Below are 16,543 nucleotides of genomic sequence, written 5' to 3'. Positions count from 1 at the left end.
AATTGACCCACATCAGGTTCGTAATACCTGAAGAAGTTGTAATGCTCCATGTTTCATAGTCAGCGTTCTGGTTTTGCAAGTAGAAGGGCGGTATGTGCTATCTATAAATATGATTTTTGAATTTTGCTTAAATATTATTTTCTTCGCAAGACAAGAAGTAGTCAAAATGATTTGTGTCCAATTTCTTACTCCTCCTCCAGAAGTTATAGGTTTGTAACGATAATCTGCACAAACTTATTCATTAATTGATATTTATTAATATTTTTAATTCTTCTGGTAGTTTGGCACCATTTCTATGTGCCTTTTTAGCCCAAAATATGGCTTTTTCTTTATTGCCTTGTGTAAAAAATAAATCAGCTAAATTGGATTGGGCAATTGGATGTCCATTTTCTGCCGCGATCTCTATCCATTTAAATTCTAAATCCTGATCTAAAGATACAAACATATGATACTGATATAATTTGAATGCCGAGTTTTTATCTCCATTAGTGGCGTTTTCTTCGAGAATATGAATTTCTTCATCTGAAATCCAATAAGTACTACCTGTTGATATAAATTTAGTCATTTTTTATTTCTTTCTGGATGTTGTTTACATGATATTAAAGGTGTTGATTTCCCGTTACTTGATAACCAAAGAAATTCATTTGGTGCTTTAACTGTAGTATTTAATTCATTAGCAAGTTGTTGTCCAAGAGGGTTTGTTCCTTCTGTTTCAGGTTGCCTGAAAATGTATTTCAGACGACCCTGCAAGATTGTTAGATCTTTAACCAACCTACGCCTACTTTTCTAGAAACCTTGGCTTATGTATTCCGATTAACAAAATAATAAGTAGATTTAGGAATTATTTATTAACTTTCCGAGATATTCAATACTTCTGAATAAATAATGTTCACCTATTTGCTGTATCAAATTTGATGAGGCCCCAAATAATATGTTTTCTAAATACTTTTTAAGAATTATCAGCTCATCTTTTTTTAAGAGATTTAAAGCATGAATGATGTTTTCGGCGGTAGGTATATTTATAATAAATTCTTCTATATTTACTGGAATATCATCATTTCTAATGCCATTGCGGATGCTATCAATAATTTTAGGCATTAAATAATTTATTCCTTCGGGTGAAAAAAAGATGAATGGTACTAAATTATGTTCATCAATAATAATTTTCTCTATTGGGGTATATTCGTAATACTTAAATTCATCTTTAAATTCTTCCATTTTATAGATGTTTTCTCGATAAAGTTTTTTAAACAATCCTTCTTTAGGATAATCTCTATATTGAATTTTCAGGAAGGGCATATTTATCTCCATTATGTTAGATAACTTTTATATTTATAGTGATTGTTCCATGCGGTGTATTCGCCGAACCACAAGATGTTGGCATCTTTATCGGTCATCTCTCTTTGGATGCCGATTTGGTCGAAGTGGAAGTAGTGGGTTTGTTGGCGGTTTTCGCTGTCTTCGCTGATGTGGTTTAGACAGGCGAAACCGCCTGCGTGCGTACCACAATGCTCTACGTCGGGATTGGAGGTTTCGTACGGGCTATGGGATTGCTAATTTTGGTTCGATTCCTGATATTTTGTTATATCAGAAATAGTGATATCTTCATTATTAAACATATCATCCCAAATTTGCTTATAAAGTTCTTTTGCGGTCATTTGTTGAGGTATTTCAAAGGCTGCGTCGGTACTAGGAAATTGATCATGTAGTCGTTCTTCTGTCCAGAAATTTAATCCAAATCTCAAACTTTCTTTAATTCTGAATTGGGTTGATATTGTAAAATTTTGATACTCGGGGTACAGATATTCTTTGACTAATCTCTTTACACTATCTTGATTAACCAAATTCAGACCTGATAAGTCTTCAAGTTTGCTATCTATACCTTCGTGTAAAAGTCCAAGAAAAAGTCTGATATATTCAGGACTGACTTTATACTTTTTATTCATTTAAATTTCCCCCGAATTGAAACTAATTGACCAACTTTATTGAATATGGCTTGTACTTGAGATGTTTGGATTAATGATCCTCTTCGTCGGTCCGGTTATGTACCTGTGCCAAGGGTTCGCGCGCACCGTACACGCCCAACGTCAGGACTGAAGGTTTCATACTGGCTACGGCTTGCTTCAGATTATTACAAATTCTATATTTGTACAGAATTTAATTGTCTTTTTGCCGTTTTATTTCTTAAGATACTTTTCTATATATCTGTATTGCTCTTGTGTACATTTAACTGAAAAAAATATTTTTCCACTTATAATACTTTGAGCAGAAAAAATATCTTTATCATATTTGAATTTTATTTTACTTAACGGAATCATTCCTTTTCCATTTTCTTTCCCACAAAAAAGCTTATATTGTAACTCATTATTACTTATCCCTATATCTCCGCAAGTTTTTTGACTATTATATTCTGATACAACTATATTTAACCAGCCATGTTGAAAATCATAAGAGTAATGTGAAACATAAGGTAATTTAGAAGAAGAGGATACTATTAGAGATAAAATTGAATTTAAAATTGATTTCATAATTTATTTACCATTTAATTTATTAATTTTCTTAGCTAACGAAGCAGGAGTAACCCAACCAGACATTTTCATTTCCCAGCAACTCATACACTCATCGCAACAGAAAAATAACTTATTAGAGTTAATTTTTTTTTTAATAATTAATCTTCCTTGTCCATCACATATAGGATATTCTTTAAACCAAAAATAATCAGTTTTTTTCATATTGGGTCTCCTGTAACAGATGGTTGCCTTCACATAGTCTAAAAATTCCTAATACGTATACAATGCTAGATTTTTCTACATATTACGATATTTCGCAAGTTATAGCTTGCACAAATTATTGTGCTAAATACCCTGTGTCATAATCTAAATCGTCAGTTTCCACAAACTCATCTAAGAAAATATAGATTTCTTCTATATCTACTTGAATTGGTATGTTTATTGCATAGAAATTGACATTAAATGCTTCAAACTCACATCCAAGATCCTTTAGTTTCGTTAATATTTTATCTTTAAATTTCTGATGTTCATTAAAGAAAACAATTCGCAATGTACTATTTTTACTATGAATGATAGTTTTATCATATAATAAGTAATTTTCTTCCGTTTGTATGACACTAACAATATCACCAAAAGAGATTTCTTTGCTATAAAAAGGAATATTATTTATTTTAAGATAGCCTTCTTCAGTCACTTCTGCCCAAACGCTTTCCATAGATACTGGAGGATAACCATTAATTACTTCTAGATTTAAAAAAAGTTTTTTCATTTTAATTACCTTAAATAACCTTGCTACCTATTGTAGGATCTTGATGTAATAATTCGCACTTTCTTCAGTTAAACGTTAGTAATATTCTTTATAGAATCATACATTCATTCTTCCAAATAACGAATATTTTCATGGCAAATTTTTATTTCTTTGTCTTTGAAAAAAGAATATTCTCTCGAGTCAGATATGTCAACCATTCCTTTTTAACTCTCTCGATTTATAAATAACTCTAAACCTATTTTATCATTATCATAGCATATAAGAATATTTTACTTTAAAAGTAGGCCGAATACAATTTTTAAACCAGGTTGTTTTAAATAAAACTCTAAATCCGCTTTAAGAATTTCATCATTTGAAGCTTGTGTTTCTATTAATTTTGTAGAATGTTCAATGCGTATTCGATGTAAGTTGATAAAGGTTAAAGCCCCTTAACAACCTAATCGAGTCTTGGTCGGAATAATAGTTACGGCTCTATACCCCTTTGCGACCCGGAAGTTATAAATAAAGTTGAATAGTACTTGTTATTCTTTTTTGTGTTTCAACACTAATTTCCTGGTTAAAATTTTGGATTAATTTTAAAAAATCAATAATTAAGTTGATTTGACTAGTGTTAAATATCGTACTTTGGTTTCTTAGGGCAATATATAAAAAGTCAACAACGTAACCATATAAATAAAATTTAGATAAATTAGAAAAAATATATTTTAAACAGCAAGGAGTAAAATATAATAAAGCCTTATTAGTAAAAGCTTGCCACTCTAGTGATTCAAGTATTGAGAGAAAATCATCGTATGTTATCTCAATCCATGTTTTAGTAGATAGTTGCATTATAGAAAAAATATAAGAGTTGTCACTATCATCAAAACTTATGATGTTATTTTTATCAACTTTGAAAACTGGGAAAGTAGGCCTAATCTTTTCCTCTAGACAATTTCGTTCTTGTATATATTTTACCTCCATAAGAAATTTTTCAAATTCACAACATAGTCCTAAGTCTTTGACAAATTTGGAGATATATTCTAAAAAATCTTGAATTATATTGATTTCATTTTTGGTTAAAGATTGTAGCAAATTAAATAGTTCGCTTACTTCTCCTTGGGATAGGTTAGAATAATAGCTAAATAATTCTATGAAACAATCATTATCTATACTAGGATTTTCTATAGAGCTTAGTAAAAGTGTATTTAAATGTAAAGCATTTTCATTTTTTTGTTTATCTGACATTTGATTTTTAATTAATAAAATTAGATTGTTATTTTTCATGTCTTACTTTCTACCTTTTAAGGTATGGCAACATTTGCAGGAACACTTCCCTTAATTAACAATTCTGCATCTGACGCAGCGGCATTTCGTGCAAATGGAGTTCCCAAAGAAGCTGTTTTTTACAACGTGTTATTTAATCAAATTGATTTTCAAATCTCATAAAAAAACATCCTTTATATATATTTAAAGAAAGAATATTATCATTATTTTCAATAATATATATTTTTTCATATAGAAAATTTGGAAAATCAGCCAATACATCTGTAACAGCACTATCTATTGCTTCATACTCATCATCTGTCAGTGGTGAATCAATATATACATAAAGAGTAAATAATTCTTCGGTCATATCAAATGCAATAAGTCTGACTTTGTTACAAATTGCCCCAAGAAAAGCTCTTTGCATACTTAAAATAATTTCTTGTTTTTTCATAATTAATTTCTCAAATAAAATATAGAATTTATGTTATATCAGGCAATGCAGGAACAATATGGGCTCTTTTTTAGATGAATGAATTGTTCCCCAGTCTGTCGGAGTCTCATCTCACGCGGGATGCCGATTTGGTCGCAGTGGAAGCAGTGGGTTTGACGGCGGTTTGGGCATAGCCCGCCGCTACTTTGGTTTTGCCTTTACCACTTTCCATCAAATCATTTCAGACAACCATGTAGGTTAGAAATTTATTGTAACTATTTTTTCATGATTATTTTCTTCCCAGTATTGTTTGTAGAAAGATAATGCATCATGTATTAAATGATATAACTCACTATTTCTATCCTTTAGTTTATTAATATTATTAAAATTCAAAATAATTTCTTTCTCTTGAATCCAACTCAAATCTCTCATGCATTCGTCTAAAGCATCTAGATTTGACCCAAAATAGCTTGGAAAATTAAGTTCTTGATTTAATATATTTAAAAAATTTTGTTTTGTTTTAAATTTTAATAAATTTATATCTATGATTTTTTTATTGGTATTCATAATACAACCTCTCAATGCTCCCTGCTAAATAGGTTCAAATATTTGCAGAATTGGTACGATTTTTCCATTTTCCAAGGTAGTAGAATCCGTTATAAAGAAACATTGTGAAAAATTTTTGTCAAAAATATAAGAATACTCATAGAAACATAGAGAGTCTAAATCTTCTAAATCACTTAAAATTTGTGAGCTTGGTGCTAAAAATACAGGAGTTGTTTGATCTTTATAATTATAGTGTCGAAGTATATATAGTTCATCTACAGGAAATAAATCACATATTTTGATTGGTGTGCATAGGTTGCCTTCTCCAAGATGAAAAGGTCTTTTGAATATAAAGTAGGTTTTATCTTTTAGATTTCCATTTACCATTATTTTCTTTTTTCTAATGTTGCCTTTAAAAAAAGTATATATTAAACGTCGTACGATTCTTTTAGATTGTTTTTCATCCAAAAAATTTTCATAACAGAATTCTTTCATAAATTAATCCTCCTTCCTTCCTTTCTTTCTTTCTTTCTTCTTTCTTTCTTCTTTCTTCTTTCTTTCTGAAGAGCCGTTAGTGCATCTTTCAATCCTTGCATTCCTGGGCGGAGAGTCGATAGGTCAGTTGCACGTTGTACAGTCTGTCCCGTGATTCGATTGAATGGATTCAATCCAAGTGGATCAATCCACATTTGAGAGCTAGAAGCAAATTGATACAGATACTCCCCACAAAACAACCCAATCGGATCCTGATTGATAAATCTTCCGCAGACAGGTTCATAATACCTGAAGAAGTTGTAGTGCAGCTCGTCTTACAGTCAGAATACTGGTTTTGCAGGCGGAAAGGATGATTTGAGCTATCTGTTACCTTGGTTTCTTCTTTCAGGCAACCCCAGCCGGTATAGTTGCCGAACCACAGTAAATTACCGTCTTTGTCTGTCATCTCTCGCTGAATACCGATTTGGTCGCAGTGGAAGTAACGGGTTTGTTGACGGTGGTGCGGTTAGTCTTACTGGCTTTGAAGACGAAGGCAGGCTTGCGGTTGAGGCGGACGTCAAGAAACTATTTAAATTTTTCTAATAATTTTTTTCTCAATTCCGCAAATTCATCCGACAGATTATTTTTAAGTTCAGTATAAATTTCATCATCAATTTTACTTTGAGTGAATAGTGTCTTTTTAACATAAGGGATAACTTTTTTAGAATTAATTGAAATTAAAAATGCAATAATTTCATTGTAAATATAGGATTTTTCACTAAATTGGCTTAGTTTATGTATTAGTAAATTTTCAATTGATTCTGATTTATATTGTTTTTCTTTCAATCCATATAATATCCATGAGATAATTTTGTGATGTTTGCTGTTTAAATTTTTTATTAGATATTCTTTTATATAAGTTCTTTTTGGGAAATATGCGGAACTAAATGCAATAGAAATAATTATAGAATATCTATTCATATTCCAAATAGAACTAATATTATTTTCCACAGTACGAAATTCTTCTTCTCCTAGATTATATTTTCTAAATAGATGTCCTAAGGAAGATATTGCAGATGATTTTACTTTAATACTTTTATCATTTTGAATAGAGTGAATTAATATGGAGAAAATCTCTTTCAATTCCGTAGTGCTAAGTTTTTCTTGCATTTGTCCCAAGATAAAATTTGCAATTTCTCTATGTTTACTATATCGACTTGTTAAGAGAATATTTCTGATTATATCAATAATCTCTTTATACTGAAAAAATTGTAGCCTTTTTGCTGCTTCATATTGAATAGTAGTATTAGAATGTAGTAGTTTCTCCAATAAGTCATTGATTGATAGATCTTTACATTCTAAAAAAGCGTCAAAACTTGAAATTCTATCATTTACCATGTTATTTTTTCCTGTTACACCTATCTTTCGAATGTCGAGAATGGCGAAATTTCCAAGCTTATTGTCATGATTTATCTTTTGTCATTGAAAGCAGGAAGGGGTTTGTACTAATTAAACGTTTTACTAAATTAATTTCAGTAAAATTTAATTTCCAAATATATTTTTCATTTTGTATAGAATAACTTCCAATCCCTCTTTTTAAAAAACTTTTTAAATTAATATTTTCAGCTTGCTTATCATTTAGAATATTAAATTCGTAAATATCTTTAATGAAACCTTTTTCAGCTAATGAATCCTTTGTCAAAAGCATTTCATTCCATATTTTTTCTGAGAGTAATGGTATATTTCTGCTTGAAAATATTGTAGATTTAATTTGAGAGCCTTCAATCGTTTGGCTTTCTAGTAGACTCATGCCATAACCATAATCCCAGTTATCAAGATCAATATTTTTAGTAATGAAATCCAATAATACCTCCTTATATTCATATGGACACATAATTACAAATCTTGCTTCATATGTATTATTGTAATTTAACTCTTCCTGATTCAAAAAGGGATTATCGTATATAATTAAAACCCTATCTATTTTTTTCGTTTGTGCTTGAAAGAATGATAAATTTTGTTGTTTAATTTTATTTAAAGCATTTTCTATTGAACTAAAATGATATTTTCCAAAATTTATATCAATATCATCTAGTCTTAAATTAAATTTATTTAGATATAATTCATTAATTAAAATTATATTCTCCTGAAACCAATTGCTTATATTTAAATAACTATGAATGTCATTTCGTACTAAAAGAGTTATGGAGAAATATTTAAAATTTTGTCTATTTGGTAGTTTTTTAAAAAACATATTATTTCCTTCTTAATAGTTTATGTAACCGGACTGCAAGCATAGAAACTTTTGTATGTTTACGTTTTATTTTTCCTCTTTGGAAATTATCATTTCTTGCTTTTAATTTGTCACATTTATCTGTTTTTTTCATGTACTTTGAAAATACTCATTTATTTTTTCATAAACTTGATTAGCAACCCCAGTATCGACTTAATTTCCATTTGCTGCCATCATTACTGTATCAAGAGCTTTTTTCCCTTTTTAATAAATAATACCTATACCTAAAGTTACAAGCACAGCTTTACCTAACGCAATCAATTAAGAGGTATTGCAAAAACTGCCAAGCCTTTAGGGTCGATCCATTCCTGCACATTGGGCTAGAATAGATAAAAATTCTCATCTCCAAGTAACCCAATTGGATCCTGATTCACAAATTGACCCACATCAGGCTCGTAATACCTGAAGAAGTTGTAATGCAGCATCGGCATATCGGTTTTGCAGGCGGAACGGTTGGTATGCGTTTTCCGTTACCTTGGTTTCACTCTTCAGTTTGCCCTAACCTTAGTAATCCCCAAACCAGATTGCCTTCGCCATAGATTATCTCTCTTTGGATGCTGATTTTGCCGCAGTGGAAGTAGTGGATTTGTTGGCCGATTTCTCCTTCTTCGTTGGTCCAGTTGTGTACCTGTGCCAAGGATTCGCGCGTACCGCACACACCTTATGTCGGTATTGGAGGTTTCATACGTGCTAGGGCTTGCTAACTCAATCTAGTTCTATTTGTTGGTCATTTTTACTATTGTTATCCTTGTGGATCTCAATATTTTTTTTATGTGCGAATAATAAATCTAAAATTTTAGATATATCCTTTGAGTCAGAGAATTTTCTAGGATTTTTTATGTATACGAAATTATTAATTTCCAAGTTGTGTAAATGACTTATTATTAAAATTGTAGATAGTGGGTATTTATATGAGGAAGGATTTTTTAAAATATCCTCTATTGCTAAATTACTTCCAAAGTAATAATTTTTCATTGGTAATACATAATTATCGAATATAGCAATAATTATCTCATTTATTTCATTTTCGGATGTTTCTGGATATAAAGAGATAATGCCAAAATATTTAAAAATAGAATCAAATTTTCCAAGTTCTGAACCATGTACTTTAAAATTACTTGGTGTGTCATTCTCATCAAAAATATCGTTTATTTCAGGATAAAATTTTGGGATAGTTGTACTTAATTCTATAAATTTTTGGTCTAGAATATTTTTCTCATTTATATAAGAAACGATAGAAAATGAACATAGTGCCCCAATTTTTACATGCTTACCTTTTTTAAATTGGAAATTAATTTTTCCAAAAAAAATGTCATTAAAAAAAAGTGAAATAATACAATCGTGTTTTTTAAATGAAATATGGTTAGCTTCCAAATATGAGCAGAAGCTATTTAATATTTTTTTCTTCATTTTTTATACCTCTATAAAATAAATGTTATGTTTCTTCCATTTACATTAACAACTTTGGCTTTAGAAGTTAAAATAGTTCCTCCTCCTTTTGGTGTGTTGGGTCGGCAAACCGCCTTGGCCGTATTTGTAGGTGGTCTTGGCTTAGATTGTTATTGAAGAAATATTTCAGACGACCTCGAAAAAGGATTGAGGTCGTCTGAAAAGCAGAAACCGCGTGCGTGTAATCGCACATACCCTACGTCGGGATTGGAGGTTTCATGCGGGCTACGGCTTGCTATCTAAGTTCATTGAGTATTAATCATAGTCATAAAGGATAGCGTAACAATCATCTAAATTAATTATATTCTTTGTACTTAATATTAAATTATTGTTTCTAATAACCCCATATTGATATCCTTTTTCCTCAAAATGGTTTTTAATCTTTTGAAGAATCAATTCTTTATTTGAGTTACTTTTGAAAGATATTCCACAAAATTTTTCTCCATTAGGTAAAGTGATTTCACAGTTGGATGAAATCAAACAAAAATCTTCCGATTCCAATTCAGGAATACTAAAAATTTCATCAAATGAATCTTCAAAACTTTGTATATCATAATTAATATATAAAAACACTCTATCAGGATTTTGGTTGGGATGATTACCAACTATATCAACAGTGTTTTCTATTTGCTTTATTACATTAATTTTATGGCTCACTTTTTTCATTTAACAATTCCTATGCTTTCGTAATTATAAAAATAATATTTGTTAAACCTTCTTTTGCAAAAACTTTTGAGTAATGATCAACAAATTCCTTACTATTTGTATGATATATAACTTGGTCAAAGCATTTTGTATATCTTTTTGCTTGATCTATAAGTCTTTCTTCTTCTGTTCCATCTTTTTTAATACATTTAGAAAAGAAACTTTCCGGATTGTATGCAGAATTTTTCCATTTATTTATATATTTAGCTTCAATAGCTGTTTCTTTGACAATAACGTTAGCAATTCCATCTGCTACACCTTCACAATCACTCCCTTTATATTTTCTTTTACTACGTGTAGGATATAATTTTCGAATTTTTTCTTCATATTTGACCCAATCCTTTTCCCATCCCAAAGGATCAATCCAATTATGAATATTTGGTGCAAATAGATATAAGTTACTACCACCCATCAACCCAATCGGATCCTGATTCACAAACCTCCCGGCATCAGGCTCGTAATACCTGAAGAAGTTGTAATGCAGTCCCGTTTCACGGTCGGCGTACTGGTTCTGCAGGCGGAAAGGGTGATATGAGCTATCCGTTGCCTTGGTTTCCTCTTTCAGACGACCCCAAAGGTATATTCGCCGAACCAAACCAGATTGCCGTCTTTATCAGTCATCTCACGCGGGATGCCGATTTGGTCGAAGTGGAAGTAGTGGGTTTGTTGGTCGATTTCTCCGTCTTCGTTGGTCCAGTTTTGTACCTGTGTCAAGGATTTGCGCGTACCGCACATACTCTACGTCAGGATTGGAGGATTACAGTTTGCTAATTACTTGAATTTAGATATGTATAGAATGCCATTTCCCATCATAACTATCAAATTCTTTTACATTATCTAATTTCCAGAGACCTGTCTGTTTTTTGAATTTATAAAGTCTTTGTACTTCCATTCCAGCGTAAAGCACATCACTTTTTACAGTTATAGAGCTACCTTTTTCTTCTATTTCAATGATTTTCTCGTTATTTGGATTGAATGTTGGAGGGTAGTTAACAGTCATACATTCTAACTTTCCCATTTTTCTTGGTTTATCTGTTAGGTATTTATCGTATATTTCCTTTAATGCTTGTTTCAATATCTCATCAGGAATATCTGTGCCTGCATCAATATGCTTATTAGCATTGTCTTCCCATTTATACATTTCCATCAGAAAACTATTTAATACTGTTGTAATACTTTCATTCATAATTCAATCCTTTTTATTTTTGTTTAAGTTGTTTGTACGAAGAATAATCCACCAGATAGATCTCTATTTATAAAAATATATCCTATGTTCTCAGTTAGATAAAAAATTTCATTTACTTTTTCAGGTAGATCCATTCCTAAGATTTGACCTATGAAAATATATTTTTCTAGAAAATCGTCACTCTCTTGTTGTAAATATTCAGGTTGTCCTCCTAAAAAACTCATTTCATCTGAATTATCAATAGGATTAATTGGATAAAATTTATCTAGGTTAAACTTGAACTGATTTTTATCTCCGATGATAACTTTCGTGTATCCTTGAATAGCATCGTCAATTTCAGTAATGTAGTCAAGAAAATAATCTTCTTTATCGTAATAAGAAAAAACGTAAATAACTTTATCTTTATATTCCTTATCCTGAAAATCTATTTTAAATTGAGGTGCAATAGTCAATAAATTTTCAATTGGCATAAAAGCAACCAATGCTAACTCATGACCATCTGGCGCTATTACTTTATTTGAATAGTCTAAATCTAGCCCAACTAATATATTATTTATATTGGGTTTACTATCTAAAAAGTTAAAATTAATGTATCCATTTTTTTTCATTTAAATTCTCCTAAAAATTTAAGGGCATTTCTTACCTTCTTTTTTCAATTTTTTTAAGAAATTTCTTGGTTTCTTTTCTTAAACGTTTTCTTTGAGCTTTAGGAGTTCCTGTTTTTCTTAATCCTCCTTGAGCAATATCAATCTCTCGATGTATATCAGTGAGTAGGTTAGTAATAGACATCCCATTTTTTTGAGCAAGTAGAGCCCATTTTTCCGCTTCGTCTAATTTGTTTTTGTCTTTACTGTCTTGGTAATGATCAAAGAATATATAGGCCAAATCATATTGTGCTTGAGTATTACCTAATTCGGCTGATCGAATTAACCAAAATATAAATTTATCATTGTTAAATTCATAAAAAGCAAAATAATTAGCTAATTTTGATGCTGCTTGACTATTGCCAGAGGAAGCATCAATTTTTAACTTTTCCAGATCAGTTTTAGAAATATACATACTGTCATTTATTGAAATGTTGGCATTAGATTTCATGTCTCTATCCTTACTGTATGAGTTATTATAAGACGTTAGAAAAATACTTTAAAAAATAAATTTAAGGATTTTATGGCCTAAATGTAACATATTTACCTCCATTTAATACTTCTCCTGTAACTGCACTAACATTTTCTGTTGCACCACGTACAGGTGCTTTTAATTCATTAGCCAATTTTTGAGCAAATGAATTGTCCCCTTTCCCTGTTTGACAAGCAACTAATGTTACTGGTTTCCCTTTGCACAAGGTTTATGTCTACTCCAGTTTTTGAACAATTATTACATTTGTTCATTAGTCCTAATGGATCATTCCATTTCGTTATATTAGGTGCAAACAAATACAAATTATCCCCACCCAACAACCCGATCGGATCCTGATTCACAAACCGACCCGCATCAGGTTCATAATACCTGAAGAAGTTGTAATGCAGTCCTGTCTCACGGTCGGCATACTGGTTTTGCATGTGAAAGGGTTGATGCGCGTGGGTAGACCCGCTCTTCCTTTTTCAGACGACCTCAAGCGGTGTATTCGCCGTACCATAAGAGATTGCCGTGAATGTCGGTCATCTCGCGTGGTATATCAATTTAGTAGCAGTGGAAGTAGTGGGTTTGTTGGTGGCTTTCGTTGATGTGGTTTCGATAGGCGAAACCGCGTACGTGCGCTTACATCGGAGTTGGAAGTACTATTAGAACTACAGTTTGCTTATGGCTTGTGATTACCAGCTAGTAATAGGTCTATGCAAATTTGCCCAAAAGTTTAATAATGATTGTTCAAAGAAACGAAATTCAGACAGATCCTTTTCCACAACTAGACCTAATTCTTTGAAAAGATATTTGGATTTTGTTCTCTCAATAACATCATATTGACTTAATAGTTCAGCAAGCCCTTTTTTTGATGAGATCTCAATTCCATTATAGTATATTGCAAGCATTACCGCTTTATCATGAAAAATTGTAACCTCAGTTAACTTTTCATTATCAAATCTCAGTACAAAATTATTTATCTCTATGATATTTTTTGCTTTTGGAATAACATTTTCTGATATATCATATTTTTTTATAATATCTGTTAGAGAACAATTAAATTCAAAATCACCTAAAGCCTTATAAGGAATAAATATTAATTTATCATAAACTGAGGTTGGATCTTTAAGTTTACTTTTTTGAAAGTCTGAGTATTTTTTACCTGTATTTTCATATAAGTCTCTTATACTTTCATCGTAAATTAATACCTGCAAGAATAATTTTTCCTTAGGGTCAACATACAAAAGTAAATTATATTGTGGAAAAACATAAAAATAATCTTCTTCATCAGAAATTTCTATTAAAGGATCCTCTTCTTCTAAAAATTTTTCTAAATTGAAGAAGTTAATAATTTTTCCATCTAAACTGAATTCATTGCAACTTCCAGAGGATGATACAGTAATTAATTTAGAATCAGATTGTATCTTATGCTTTCTATCAAACTCAAATGAATAACTAGGATCATTTAAAGTAACATTATCAAAATCAGCCTTTTTTTGACCCAATACAATCCCATTTAACGAATTATTTAATATTATCAACATAATATATATCCTTTCCTGTATTTGTCTATGTCAATTAGTTCCTCAGCTATCAAGGAAAACAACCTCTTGATAGAATGTCATTGCTAATGGTAATGAGATTGTTAAAGAGCAAATGCTTCGGACGACCTCAAAGAAAGTATTGAGGTCGTCTGATAAACAGAAACCGCGTGCGTGCGATCCAAACGTACTATTTGTTGTGATCGAGGGTTTCATAAGGGCTACAACTGACTCATTCATCTTCATAAGCATCACCATAGCTTTGAAAAGAGGAATCTAACCAAAACCATTCTTTTTCATTGGAAACCAATTTCTCCAGTAGTTCTGTAAATGACTTAGCAATAATAGGAGACTCATCAGGTGTAGTATGAGTTTCTATAAAACTATCATAACAAAAACCAAATCTTTTTTTGTTTAAGTCTATACTGATAAATTGACTAAGCTCTTGAGAAGATGCAATCATGAACCAATCATTACTGATATCATCTGCCAATTCCTCCCAAATAACATCATCAGCTGGATATAGAATTTGGTTTGTTGGTTGCAATTCTGAAAGTGAACTGATTCTTATCTCACAAGAAGTATCAATATTGAGAATAGCATATTCATAATTTTCATAAAAGAATTCTAAATCTTTTGGCAAAGAAAAAGCAAATTCTGGTTTTGATACCGCTTTCAAGAATTGATGGCTATTTTTTTGTTCTAATTTTTCAATTAATTCTTTGATTTTCATAAGATACTCCTTAGGACTGAAAGTTTTTGTTCAGACTACAGCTTGCTGATTGTACTCACATCGGAATTGGAAGTTAAAGCAGTATTCCCGCTTGGTTCCACACAGATTTATTTTTAATTAGCAAACTATAACCTCACAATCGGATTCTCCAAAAATATATTCAATATATTCATTTAATCTTTTATCAGGTTGATAAGTAATAATTAGATTTTCAATACTATTTTGATAAATTTTTTGTTTTTCTTGAAAATAAATAACTAATTTATTGGAATAAATTTCTACCTTTTTGAAGCCACCTATTCCTGAATATTGCTGGCTGTTTATTTCATAATAATAGTATTCTAAGTCGTCAACTTCTCTTTGCAAGATTAAGTAATTATTAGGATTAGGTTTTTTACTATCTGCAAAAGCAATGGTAAGAATACCATCTTCTATCTTGTAATACGTGTTTTTTGAAATAATTTCCATAAATAATTCCTTATCACATTGTTTCTTAACATTTTCCAGGAGGAGGTTTTTGTCGTCTTTTCTCAGTTGGACGAGGTGCTTTACGAGTTCTTTTTTTACTTTTTCCTGCTTCCCATGGTTCTGGCCCCTGTTTTTTCATGTACTTTGTTCATACTCCCTTAACAACTAGGACATGCTGGGTACTCTCCTTTAATTCTAGTTGATGGGGTTTCGATAGGCGAAACTGCGTACGTGCATACCGCACACACGCCACGGTGGAATTTGAGGTTTCATGCGGGCTACGGCTTGCTATAATTAATCATACTTACCATAATTTTCATGAGTATAATCTTCTCCTAATATTTCTTTTCTTTGTTCTATTGTTAATGCATTCCAAAGAGTTTTGTAGTACAACTTATGGATAATAGGATAATATGTATCCCCAAATTTTTTAATGATATTAATATCTTCTGAACGACTTGGATCGTGAAAAATTTCATTTAGTTTATCCATTAACAGATAAATTTCCATAATATCTTCCTTATTCAGAACTTTCATATATTTTTTGCTTGTGTCTTTTTTCATAAAACCTCCAAAATAAATAATTTTTAATTAAAAATTGGATTTCTACCATCTAAGCTTAAATTTTCTTTATAAACATGTTCAATAAGTTTCGGATCGCGAGAGTTTTTTCTTGGAGTGAACCTCCCTGGACAAGGGGCATTACATTCTCCAACAGAAGATAAGCCCAGTGGATCGATTCACCTTTTAATATTCAGCGCAAACGCATACAGATTATCTCTACCCAACAACATAATCGGATTTTGGTTGATAAATCTTCCACATACTGGCTCATAATACCTGAAGAAGTTGTAATGCAGTGTCGGCATACTGGTTCTGCAGGAGGAAGGGTTGGTGCGAGTTCTTGTAAACCCGCTCGTCCTTTTTCAGATACCCTTGATATTTGGTGGAACTCGACCTAACCTATGATTAGTGTTTGTTAAGAGGAATTTATTGTCCTTGACCAAGAATTTCTTCTCCAATTATTGAATCTAACTCTATCCATGCATCTTCAAGTTGATTAACAATAGAAGAT

30 protein-coding genes are annotated in these 16,543 nt (G+C 31.1%); all 30 read right to left on the bottom strand.

Going from position 1 to position 16,543, the window contains the following annotated elements:
• Positions 1–241: 241 nt before the first annotated feature.
• Positions 242–565, bottom strand: a complete 324-nt coding sequence (locus FN031_RS03355; RefSeq protein WP_142557576.1) for an SEL1-like repeat protein — start codon at positions 563–565, stop codon at positions 242–244.
• A complete protein-coding gene (locus FN031_RS03350; protein WP_142557574.1) occupies positions 562–771 on the bottom strand; it encodes a hypothetical protein in 210 nt (69 codons plus the stop codon). The genes FN031_RS03355 and FN031_RS03350 overlap by 4 nt, the downstream gene beginning before the upstream one ends.
• Positions 772–834: 63 nt before the next feature.
• Positions 835–1,299 (bottom strand): hypothetical protein, encoded by a 465-nt coding sequence (locus FN031_RS03345; protein ID WP_260604688.1) that lies wholly within the window; start codon positions 1,297–1,299, stop codon positions 835–837.
• Between the two features lie 11 nt (positions 1,300–1,310).
• Positions 1,311–1,469, bottom strand: a complete 159-nt coding sequence (locus FN031_RS03340; RefSeq protein ID WP_142558601.1) for an RHS domain-containing protein — start codon at positions 1,467–1,469, stop codon at positions 1,311–1,313.
• Positions 1,470–1,553: 84 nt separating this feature from the next.
• Positions 1,554–1,946 carry a hypothetical protein gene (locus FN031_RS03335; protein ID WP_142557570.1) on the bottom strand — a complete coding sequence of 131 codons (393 nt, stop codon included), beginning with the start codon at positions 1,944–1,946 and terminating at the stop codon, positions 1,554–1,556.
• A gap of 231 nt (positions 1,947–2,177) precedes the next feature.
• Positions 2,178–2,528, bottom strand: coding sequence for a hypothetical protein (locus tag FN031_RS03330; RefSeq protein ID WP_142557569.1), 351 nt, complete (start codon positions 2,526–2,528; stop codon positions 2,178–2,180).
• A gap of 3 nt (positions 2,529–2,531) precedes the next feature.
• On the bottom strand, positions 2,532–2,732 hold the full coding sequence (locus tag FN031_RS03325; protein WP_142557567.1) for a hypothetical protein: 201 nt from the start codon (positions 2,730–2,732) through the stop codon (positions 2,532–2,534).
• A gap of 115 nt (positions 2,733–2,847) precedes the next feature.
• Entirely contained in the window at positions 2,848–3,279 is a 432-nt protein-coding gene (locus FN031_RS03320; protein WP_142557565.1) for a DUF4265 domain-containing protein, read from the bottom strand.
• 495 nt (positions 3,280–3,774) lie between these two features.
• Complete coding sequence (locus FN031_RS03315) at positions 3,775–4,542, bottom strand: hypothetical protein (protein WP_142557563.1); 768 nt, start codon at positions 4,540–4,542, stop codon at positions 3,775–3,777.
• Between the two features lie 133 nt (positions 4,543–4,675).
• Entirely contained in the window at positions 4,676–4,975 is a 300-nt protein-coding gene (locus FN031_RS03310) for a hypothetical protein (RefSeq protein ID WP_142557561.1), read from the bottom strand.
• A gap of 237 nt (positions 4,976–5,212) precedes the next feature.
• The gene (locus tag FN031_RS03305; protein ID WP_142557559.1) at positions 5,213–5,521 is read right to left on the bottom strand and encodes a barstar family protein; all 309 of its coding nucleotides are present in this window, start codon (positions 5,519–5,521) and stop codon (positions 5,213–5,215) included.
• Positions 5,522–5,545: 24 nt separating this feature from the next.
• Positions 5,546–5,995 (bottom strand): hypothetical protein, encoded by a 450-nt coding sequence (locus tag FN031_RS03300; RefSeq protein ID WP_142557556.1) that lies wholly within the window; start codon positions 5,993–5,995, stop codon positions 5,546–5,548.
• Positions 5,992–6,189, bottom strand: coding sequence for a hypothetical protein (locus FN031_RS09070; protein WP_221887469.1), 198 nt, complete (start codon positions 6,187–6,189; stop codon positions 5,992–5,994). The genes FN031_RS03300 and FN031_RS09070 overlap by 4 nt, the downstream gene beginning before the upstream one ends.
• Before the next feature lie 370 nt (positions 6,190–6,559).
• Positions 6,560–7,372, bottom strand: a complete 813-nt coding sequence (locus tag FN031_RS03290) for a hypothetical protein (protein WP_142557555.1) — start codon at positions 7,370–7,372, stop codon at positions 6,560–6,562.
• 64 nt (positions 7,373–7,436) lie between these two features.
• A complete protein-coding gene (locus tag FN031_RS03285) occupies positions 7,437–8,228 on the bottom strand; it encodes a hypothetical protein (RefSeq protein ID WP_142557553.1) in 792 nt (263 codons plus the stop codon).
• 359 nt (positions 8,229–8,587) lie between these two features.
• The gene (locus FN031_RS03280) at positions 8,588–8,692 is read right to left on the bottom strand and encodes an RHS repeat-associated core domain-containing protein (RefSeq protein ID WP_221887457.1); all 105 of its coding nucleotides are present in this window, start codon (positions 8,690–8,692) and stop codon (positions 8,588–8,590) included.
• Positions 8,693–8,972: 280 nt separating this feature from the next.
• Positions 8,973–9,677, bottom strand: a complete 705-nt coding sequence (locus tag FN031_RS03270) for a hypothetical protein (RefSeq protein ID WP_142557551.1) — start codon at positions 9,675–9,677, stop codon at positions 8,973–8,975.
• Positions 9,678–9,971: 294 nt separating this feature from the next.
• Positions 9,972–10,382, bottom strand: a complete 411-nt coding sequence (locus FN031_RS03265) for a hypothetical protein (protein WP_142557549.1) — start codon at positions 10,380–10,382, stop codon at positions 9,972–9,974.
• A 10-nt stretch (positions 10,383–10,392) separates the two neighbouring features.
• Positions 10,393–11,016 (bottom strand): RHS repeat domain-containing protein, encoded by a 624-nt coding sequence (locus tag FN031_RS09060; protein ID WP_142557547.1) that lies wholly within the window; start codon positions 11,014–11,016, stop codon positions 10,393–10,395.
• The gene (locus tag FN031_RS09055; RefSeq protein WP_260604687.1) at positions 10,983–11,135 is read right to left on the bottom strand and encodes an RHS domain-containing protein; all 153 of its coding nucleotides are present in this window, start codon (positions 11,133–11,135) and stop codon (positions 10,983–10,985) included. The genes FN031_RS09060 and FN031_RS09055 overlap by 34 nt, the downstream gene beginning before the upstream one ends.
• A 67-nt stretch (positions 11,136–11,202) precedes the next feature.
• On the bottom strand, positions 11,203–11,607 hold the full coding sequence (locus tag FN031_RS03250; RefSeq protein ID WP_142557543.1) for an NTF2 fold immunity protein: 405 nt from the start codon (positions 11,605–11,607) through the stop codon (positions 11,203–11,205).
• A gap of 23 nt (positions 11,608–11,630) precedes the next feature.
• The gene (locus FN031_RS03245) at positions 11,631–12,215 is read right to left on the bottom strand and encodes a hypothetical protein (RefSeq protein ID WP_142557541.1); all 585 of its coding nucleotides are present in this window, start codon (positions 12,213–12,215) and stop codon (positions 11,631–11,633) included.
• Positions 12,216–12,246: 31 nt separating this feature from the next.
• Complete coding sequence (locus FN031_RS03240) at positions 12,247–12,702, bottom strand: SEL1-like repeat protein (RefSeq protein ID WP_260604686.1); 456 nt, start codon at positions 12,700–12,702, stop codon at positions 12,247–12,249.
• A 70-nt stretch (positions 12,703–12,772) separates the two neighbouring features.
• A complete protein-coding gene (locus tag FN031_RS09005) occupies positions 12,773–12,949 on the bottom strand; it encodes a hypothetical protein (RefSeq protein WP_185928449.1) in 177 nt (58 codons plus the stop codon).
• Positions 12,870–13,166: an RHS repeat domain-containing protein gene (locus FN031_RS09190; RefSeq protein ID WP_142557538.1), complete on the bottom strand. Its 297-nt coding sequence runs from the start codon at positions 13,164–13,166 to the stop codon at positions 12,870–12,872. Before FN031_RS09190 ends, FN031_RS09005 begins: the two co-directional genes overlap by 80 nt.
• Before the next feature lie 252 nt (positions 13,167–13,418).
• Positions 13,419–14,270: a hypothetical protein gene (locus FN031_RS03230; RefSeq protein WP_142557537.1), complete on the bottom strand. Its 852-nt coding sequence runs from the start codon at positions 14,268–14,270 to the stop codon at positions 13,419–13,421.
• 229 nt (positions 14,271–14,499) lie between these two features.
• Positions 14,500–15,000 (bottom strand): SMI1/KNR4 family protein, encoded by a 501-nt coding sequence (locus FN031_RS03220; RefSeq protein ID WP_142557535.1) that lies wholly within the window; start codon positions 14,998–15,000, stop codon positions 14,500–14,502.
• Positions 15,001–15,117: 117 nt separating this feature from the next.
• Positions 15,118–15,468 (bottom strand): hypothetical protein, encoded by a 351-nt coding sequence (locus FN031_RS03215; RefSeq protein ID WP_142557533.1) that lies wholly within the window; start codon positions 15,466–15,468, stop codon positions 15,118–15,120.
• A gap of 294 nt (positions 15,469–15,762) precedes the next feature.
• Positions 15,763–16,032 (bottom strand): hypothetical protein, encoded by a 270-nt coding sequence (locus tag FN031_RS03210; RefSeq protein WP_142557531.1) that lies wholly within the window; start codon positions 16,030–16,032, stop codon positions 15,763–15,765.
• Positions 16,033–16,208: 176 nt separating this feature from the next.
• The gene (locus FN031_RS09050; RefSeq protein WP_260604685.1) at positions 16,209–16,337 is read right to left on the bottom strand and encodes an RHS repeat domain-containing protein; all 129 of its coding nucleotides are present in this window, start codon (positions 16,335–16,337) and stop codon (positions 16,209–16,211) included.
• Positions 16,338–16,543 lie beyond the last annotated feature (206 nt).

The sequence above is a fragment of the Streptococcus mitis genome (genome assembly GCF_902159415.1).
In the GTDB taxonomy this organism is placed as follows: Bacteria; Bacillota; Bacilli; order Lactobacillales; family Streptococcaceae; genus Streptococcus; species Streptococcus mitis_BG.
This window is presented reverse-complemented; position numbering and strand designations above follow the sequence as displayed.

Excerpts from the sequence above, each read along its gene's own strand:
- FN031_RS03210 (WP_142557531.1), bottom strand. The coding sequence starts at position 16,032 with ATGAAAAAAGACACAAGCAAAAAATATATGAAAGTTCTGAATAAGGAA.
- FN031_RS03220 (WP_142557535.1), bottom strand. The coding sequence starts at position 15,000 with ATGAAAATCAAAGAATTAATTGAAAAATTAGAACAAAAAAATAGCCAT.
- FN031_RS03230 (WP_142557537.1), bottom strand. The coding sequence starts at position 14,270 with ATGTTGATAATATTAAATAATTCGTTAAATGGGATTGTATTGGGTCAA.
- FN031_RS03265 (WP_142557549.1), bottom strand. The coding sequence starts at position 10,382 with ATGAAAAAAGTGAGCCATAAAATTAATGTAATAAAGCAAATAGAAAAC.
- FN031_RS03310 (WP_142557561.1), bottom strand. The coding sequence starts at position 4,975 with ATGAAAAAACAAGAAATTATTTTAAGTATGCAAAGAGCTTTTCTTGGG.
- FN031_RS03345 (WP_260604688.1), bottom strand. The coding sequence starts at position 1,299 with ATGCCCTTCCTGAAAATTCAATATAGAGATTATCCTAAAGAAGGATTG.
- FN031_RS03355 (WP_142557576.1), bottom strand. The coding sequence starts at position 565 with ATGACTAAATTTATATCAACAGGTAGTACTTATTGGATTTCAGATGAA.
- FN031_RS03305 (WP_142557559.1), bottom strand. The coding sequence starts at position 5,521 with ATGAATACCAATAAAAAAATCATAGATATAAATTTATTAAAATTTAAA.
- FN031_RS03215 (WP_142557533.1), bottom strand. The coding sequence starts at position 15,468 with ATGGAAATTATTTCAAAAAACACGTATTACAAGATAGAAGATGGTATT.
- FN031_RS03245 (WP_142557541.1), bottom strand. The coding sequence starts at position 12,215 with ATGAAAAAAAATGGATACATTAATTTTAACTTTTTAGATAGTAAACCC.
- FN031_RS09190 (WP_142557538.1), bottom strand. The coding sequence starts at position 13,166 with ATGCAAAACCAGTATGCCGACCGTGAGACAGGACTGCATTACAACTTC.
- FN031_RS09070 (WP_221887469.1), bottom strand. The coding sequence starts at position 6,189 with ATGTGGATTGATCCACTTGGATTGAATCCATTCAATCGAATCACGGGA.
- FN031_RS03315 (WP_142557563.1), bottom strand. The coding sequence starts at position 4,542 with ATGAAAAATAACAATCTAATTTTATTAATTAAAAATCAAATGTCAGAT.
- FN031_RS09050 (WP_260604685.1), bottom strand. The coding sequence starts at position 16,337 with ATGCCGACACTGCATTACAACTTCTTCAGGTATTATGAGCCAGTATGT.
- FN031_RS03325 (WP_142557567.1), bottom strand. The coding sequence starts at position 2,732 with ATGAAAAAAACTGATTATTTTTGGTTTAAAGAATATCCTATATGTGAT.
- FN031_RS03335 (WP_142557570.1), bottom strand. The coding sequence starts at position 1,946 with ATGAATAAAAAGTATAAAGTCAGTCCTGAATATATCAGACTTTTTCTT.
- FN031_RS03285 (WP_142557553.1), bottom strand. The coding sequence starts at position 8,228 with ATGTTTTTTAAAAAACTACCAAATAGACAAAATTTTAAATATTTCTCC.
- FN031_RS03330 (WP_142557569.1), bottom strand. The coding sequence starts at position 2,528 with ATGAAATCAATTTTAAATTCAATTTTATCTCTAATAGTATCCTCTTCT.
- FN031_RS03280 (WP_221887457.1), bottom strand. The coding sequence starts at position 8,692 with ATGCTGCATTACAACTTCTTCAGGTATTACGAGCCTGATGTGGGTCAA.
- FN031_RS03250 (WP_142557543.1), bottom strand. The coding sequence starts at position 11,607 with ATGAATGAAAGTATTACAACAGTATTAAATAGTTTTCTGATGGAAATG.
- FN031_RS03270 (WP_142557551.1), bottom strand. The coding sequence starts at position 9,677 with ATGAAGAAAAAAATATTAAATAGCTTCTGCTCATATTTGGAAGCTAAC.
- FN031_RS03290 (WP_142557555.1), bottom strand. The coding sequence starts at position 7,372 with ATGGTAAATGATAGAATTTCAAGTTTTGACGCTTTTTTAGAATGTAAA.
- FN031_RS03320 (WP_142557565.1), bottom strand. The coding sequence starts at position 3,279 with ATGAAAAAACTTTTTTTAAATCTAGAAGTAATTAATGGTTATCCTCCA.
- FN031_RS03240 (WP_260604686.1), bottom strand. The coding sequence starts at position 12,702 with ATGAAATCTAATGCCAACATTTCAATAAATGACAGTATGTATATTTCT.
- FN031_RS03300 (WP_142557556.1), bottom strand. The coding sequence starts at position 5,995 with ATGAAAGAATTCTGTTATGAAAATTTTTTGGATGAAAAACAATCTAAA.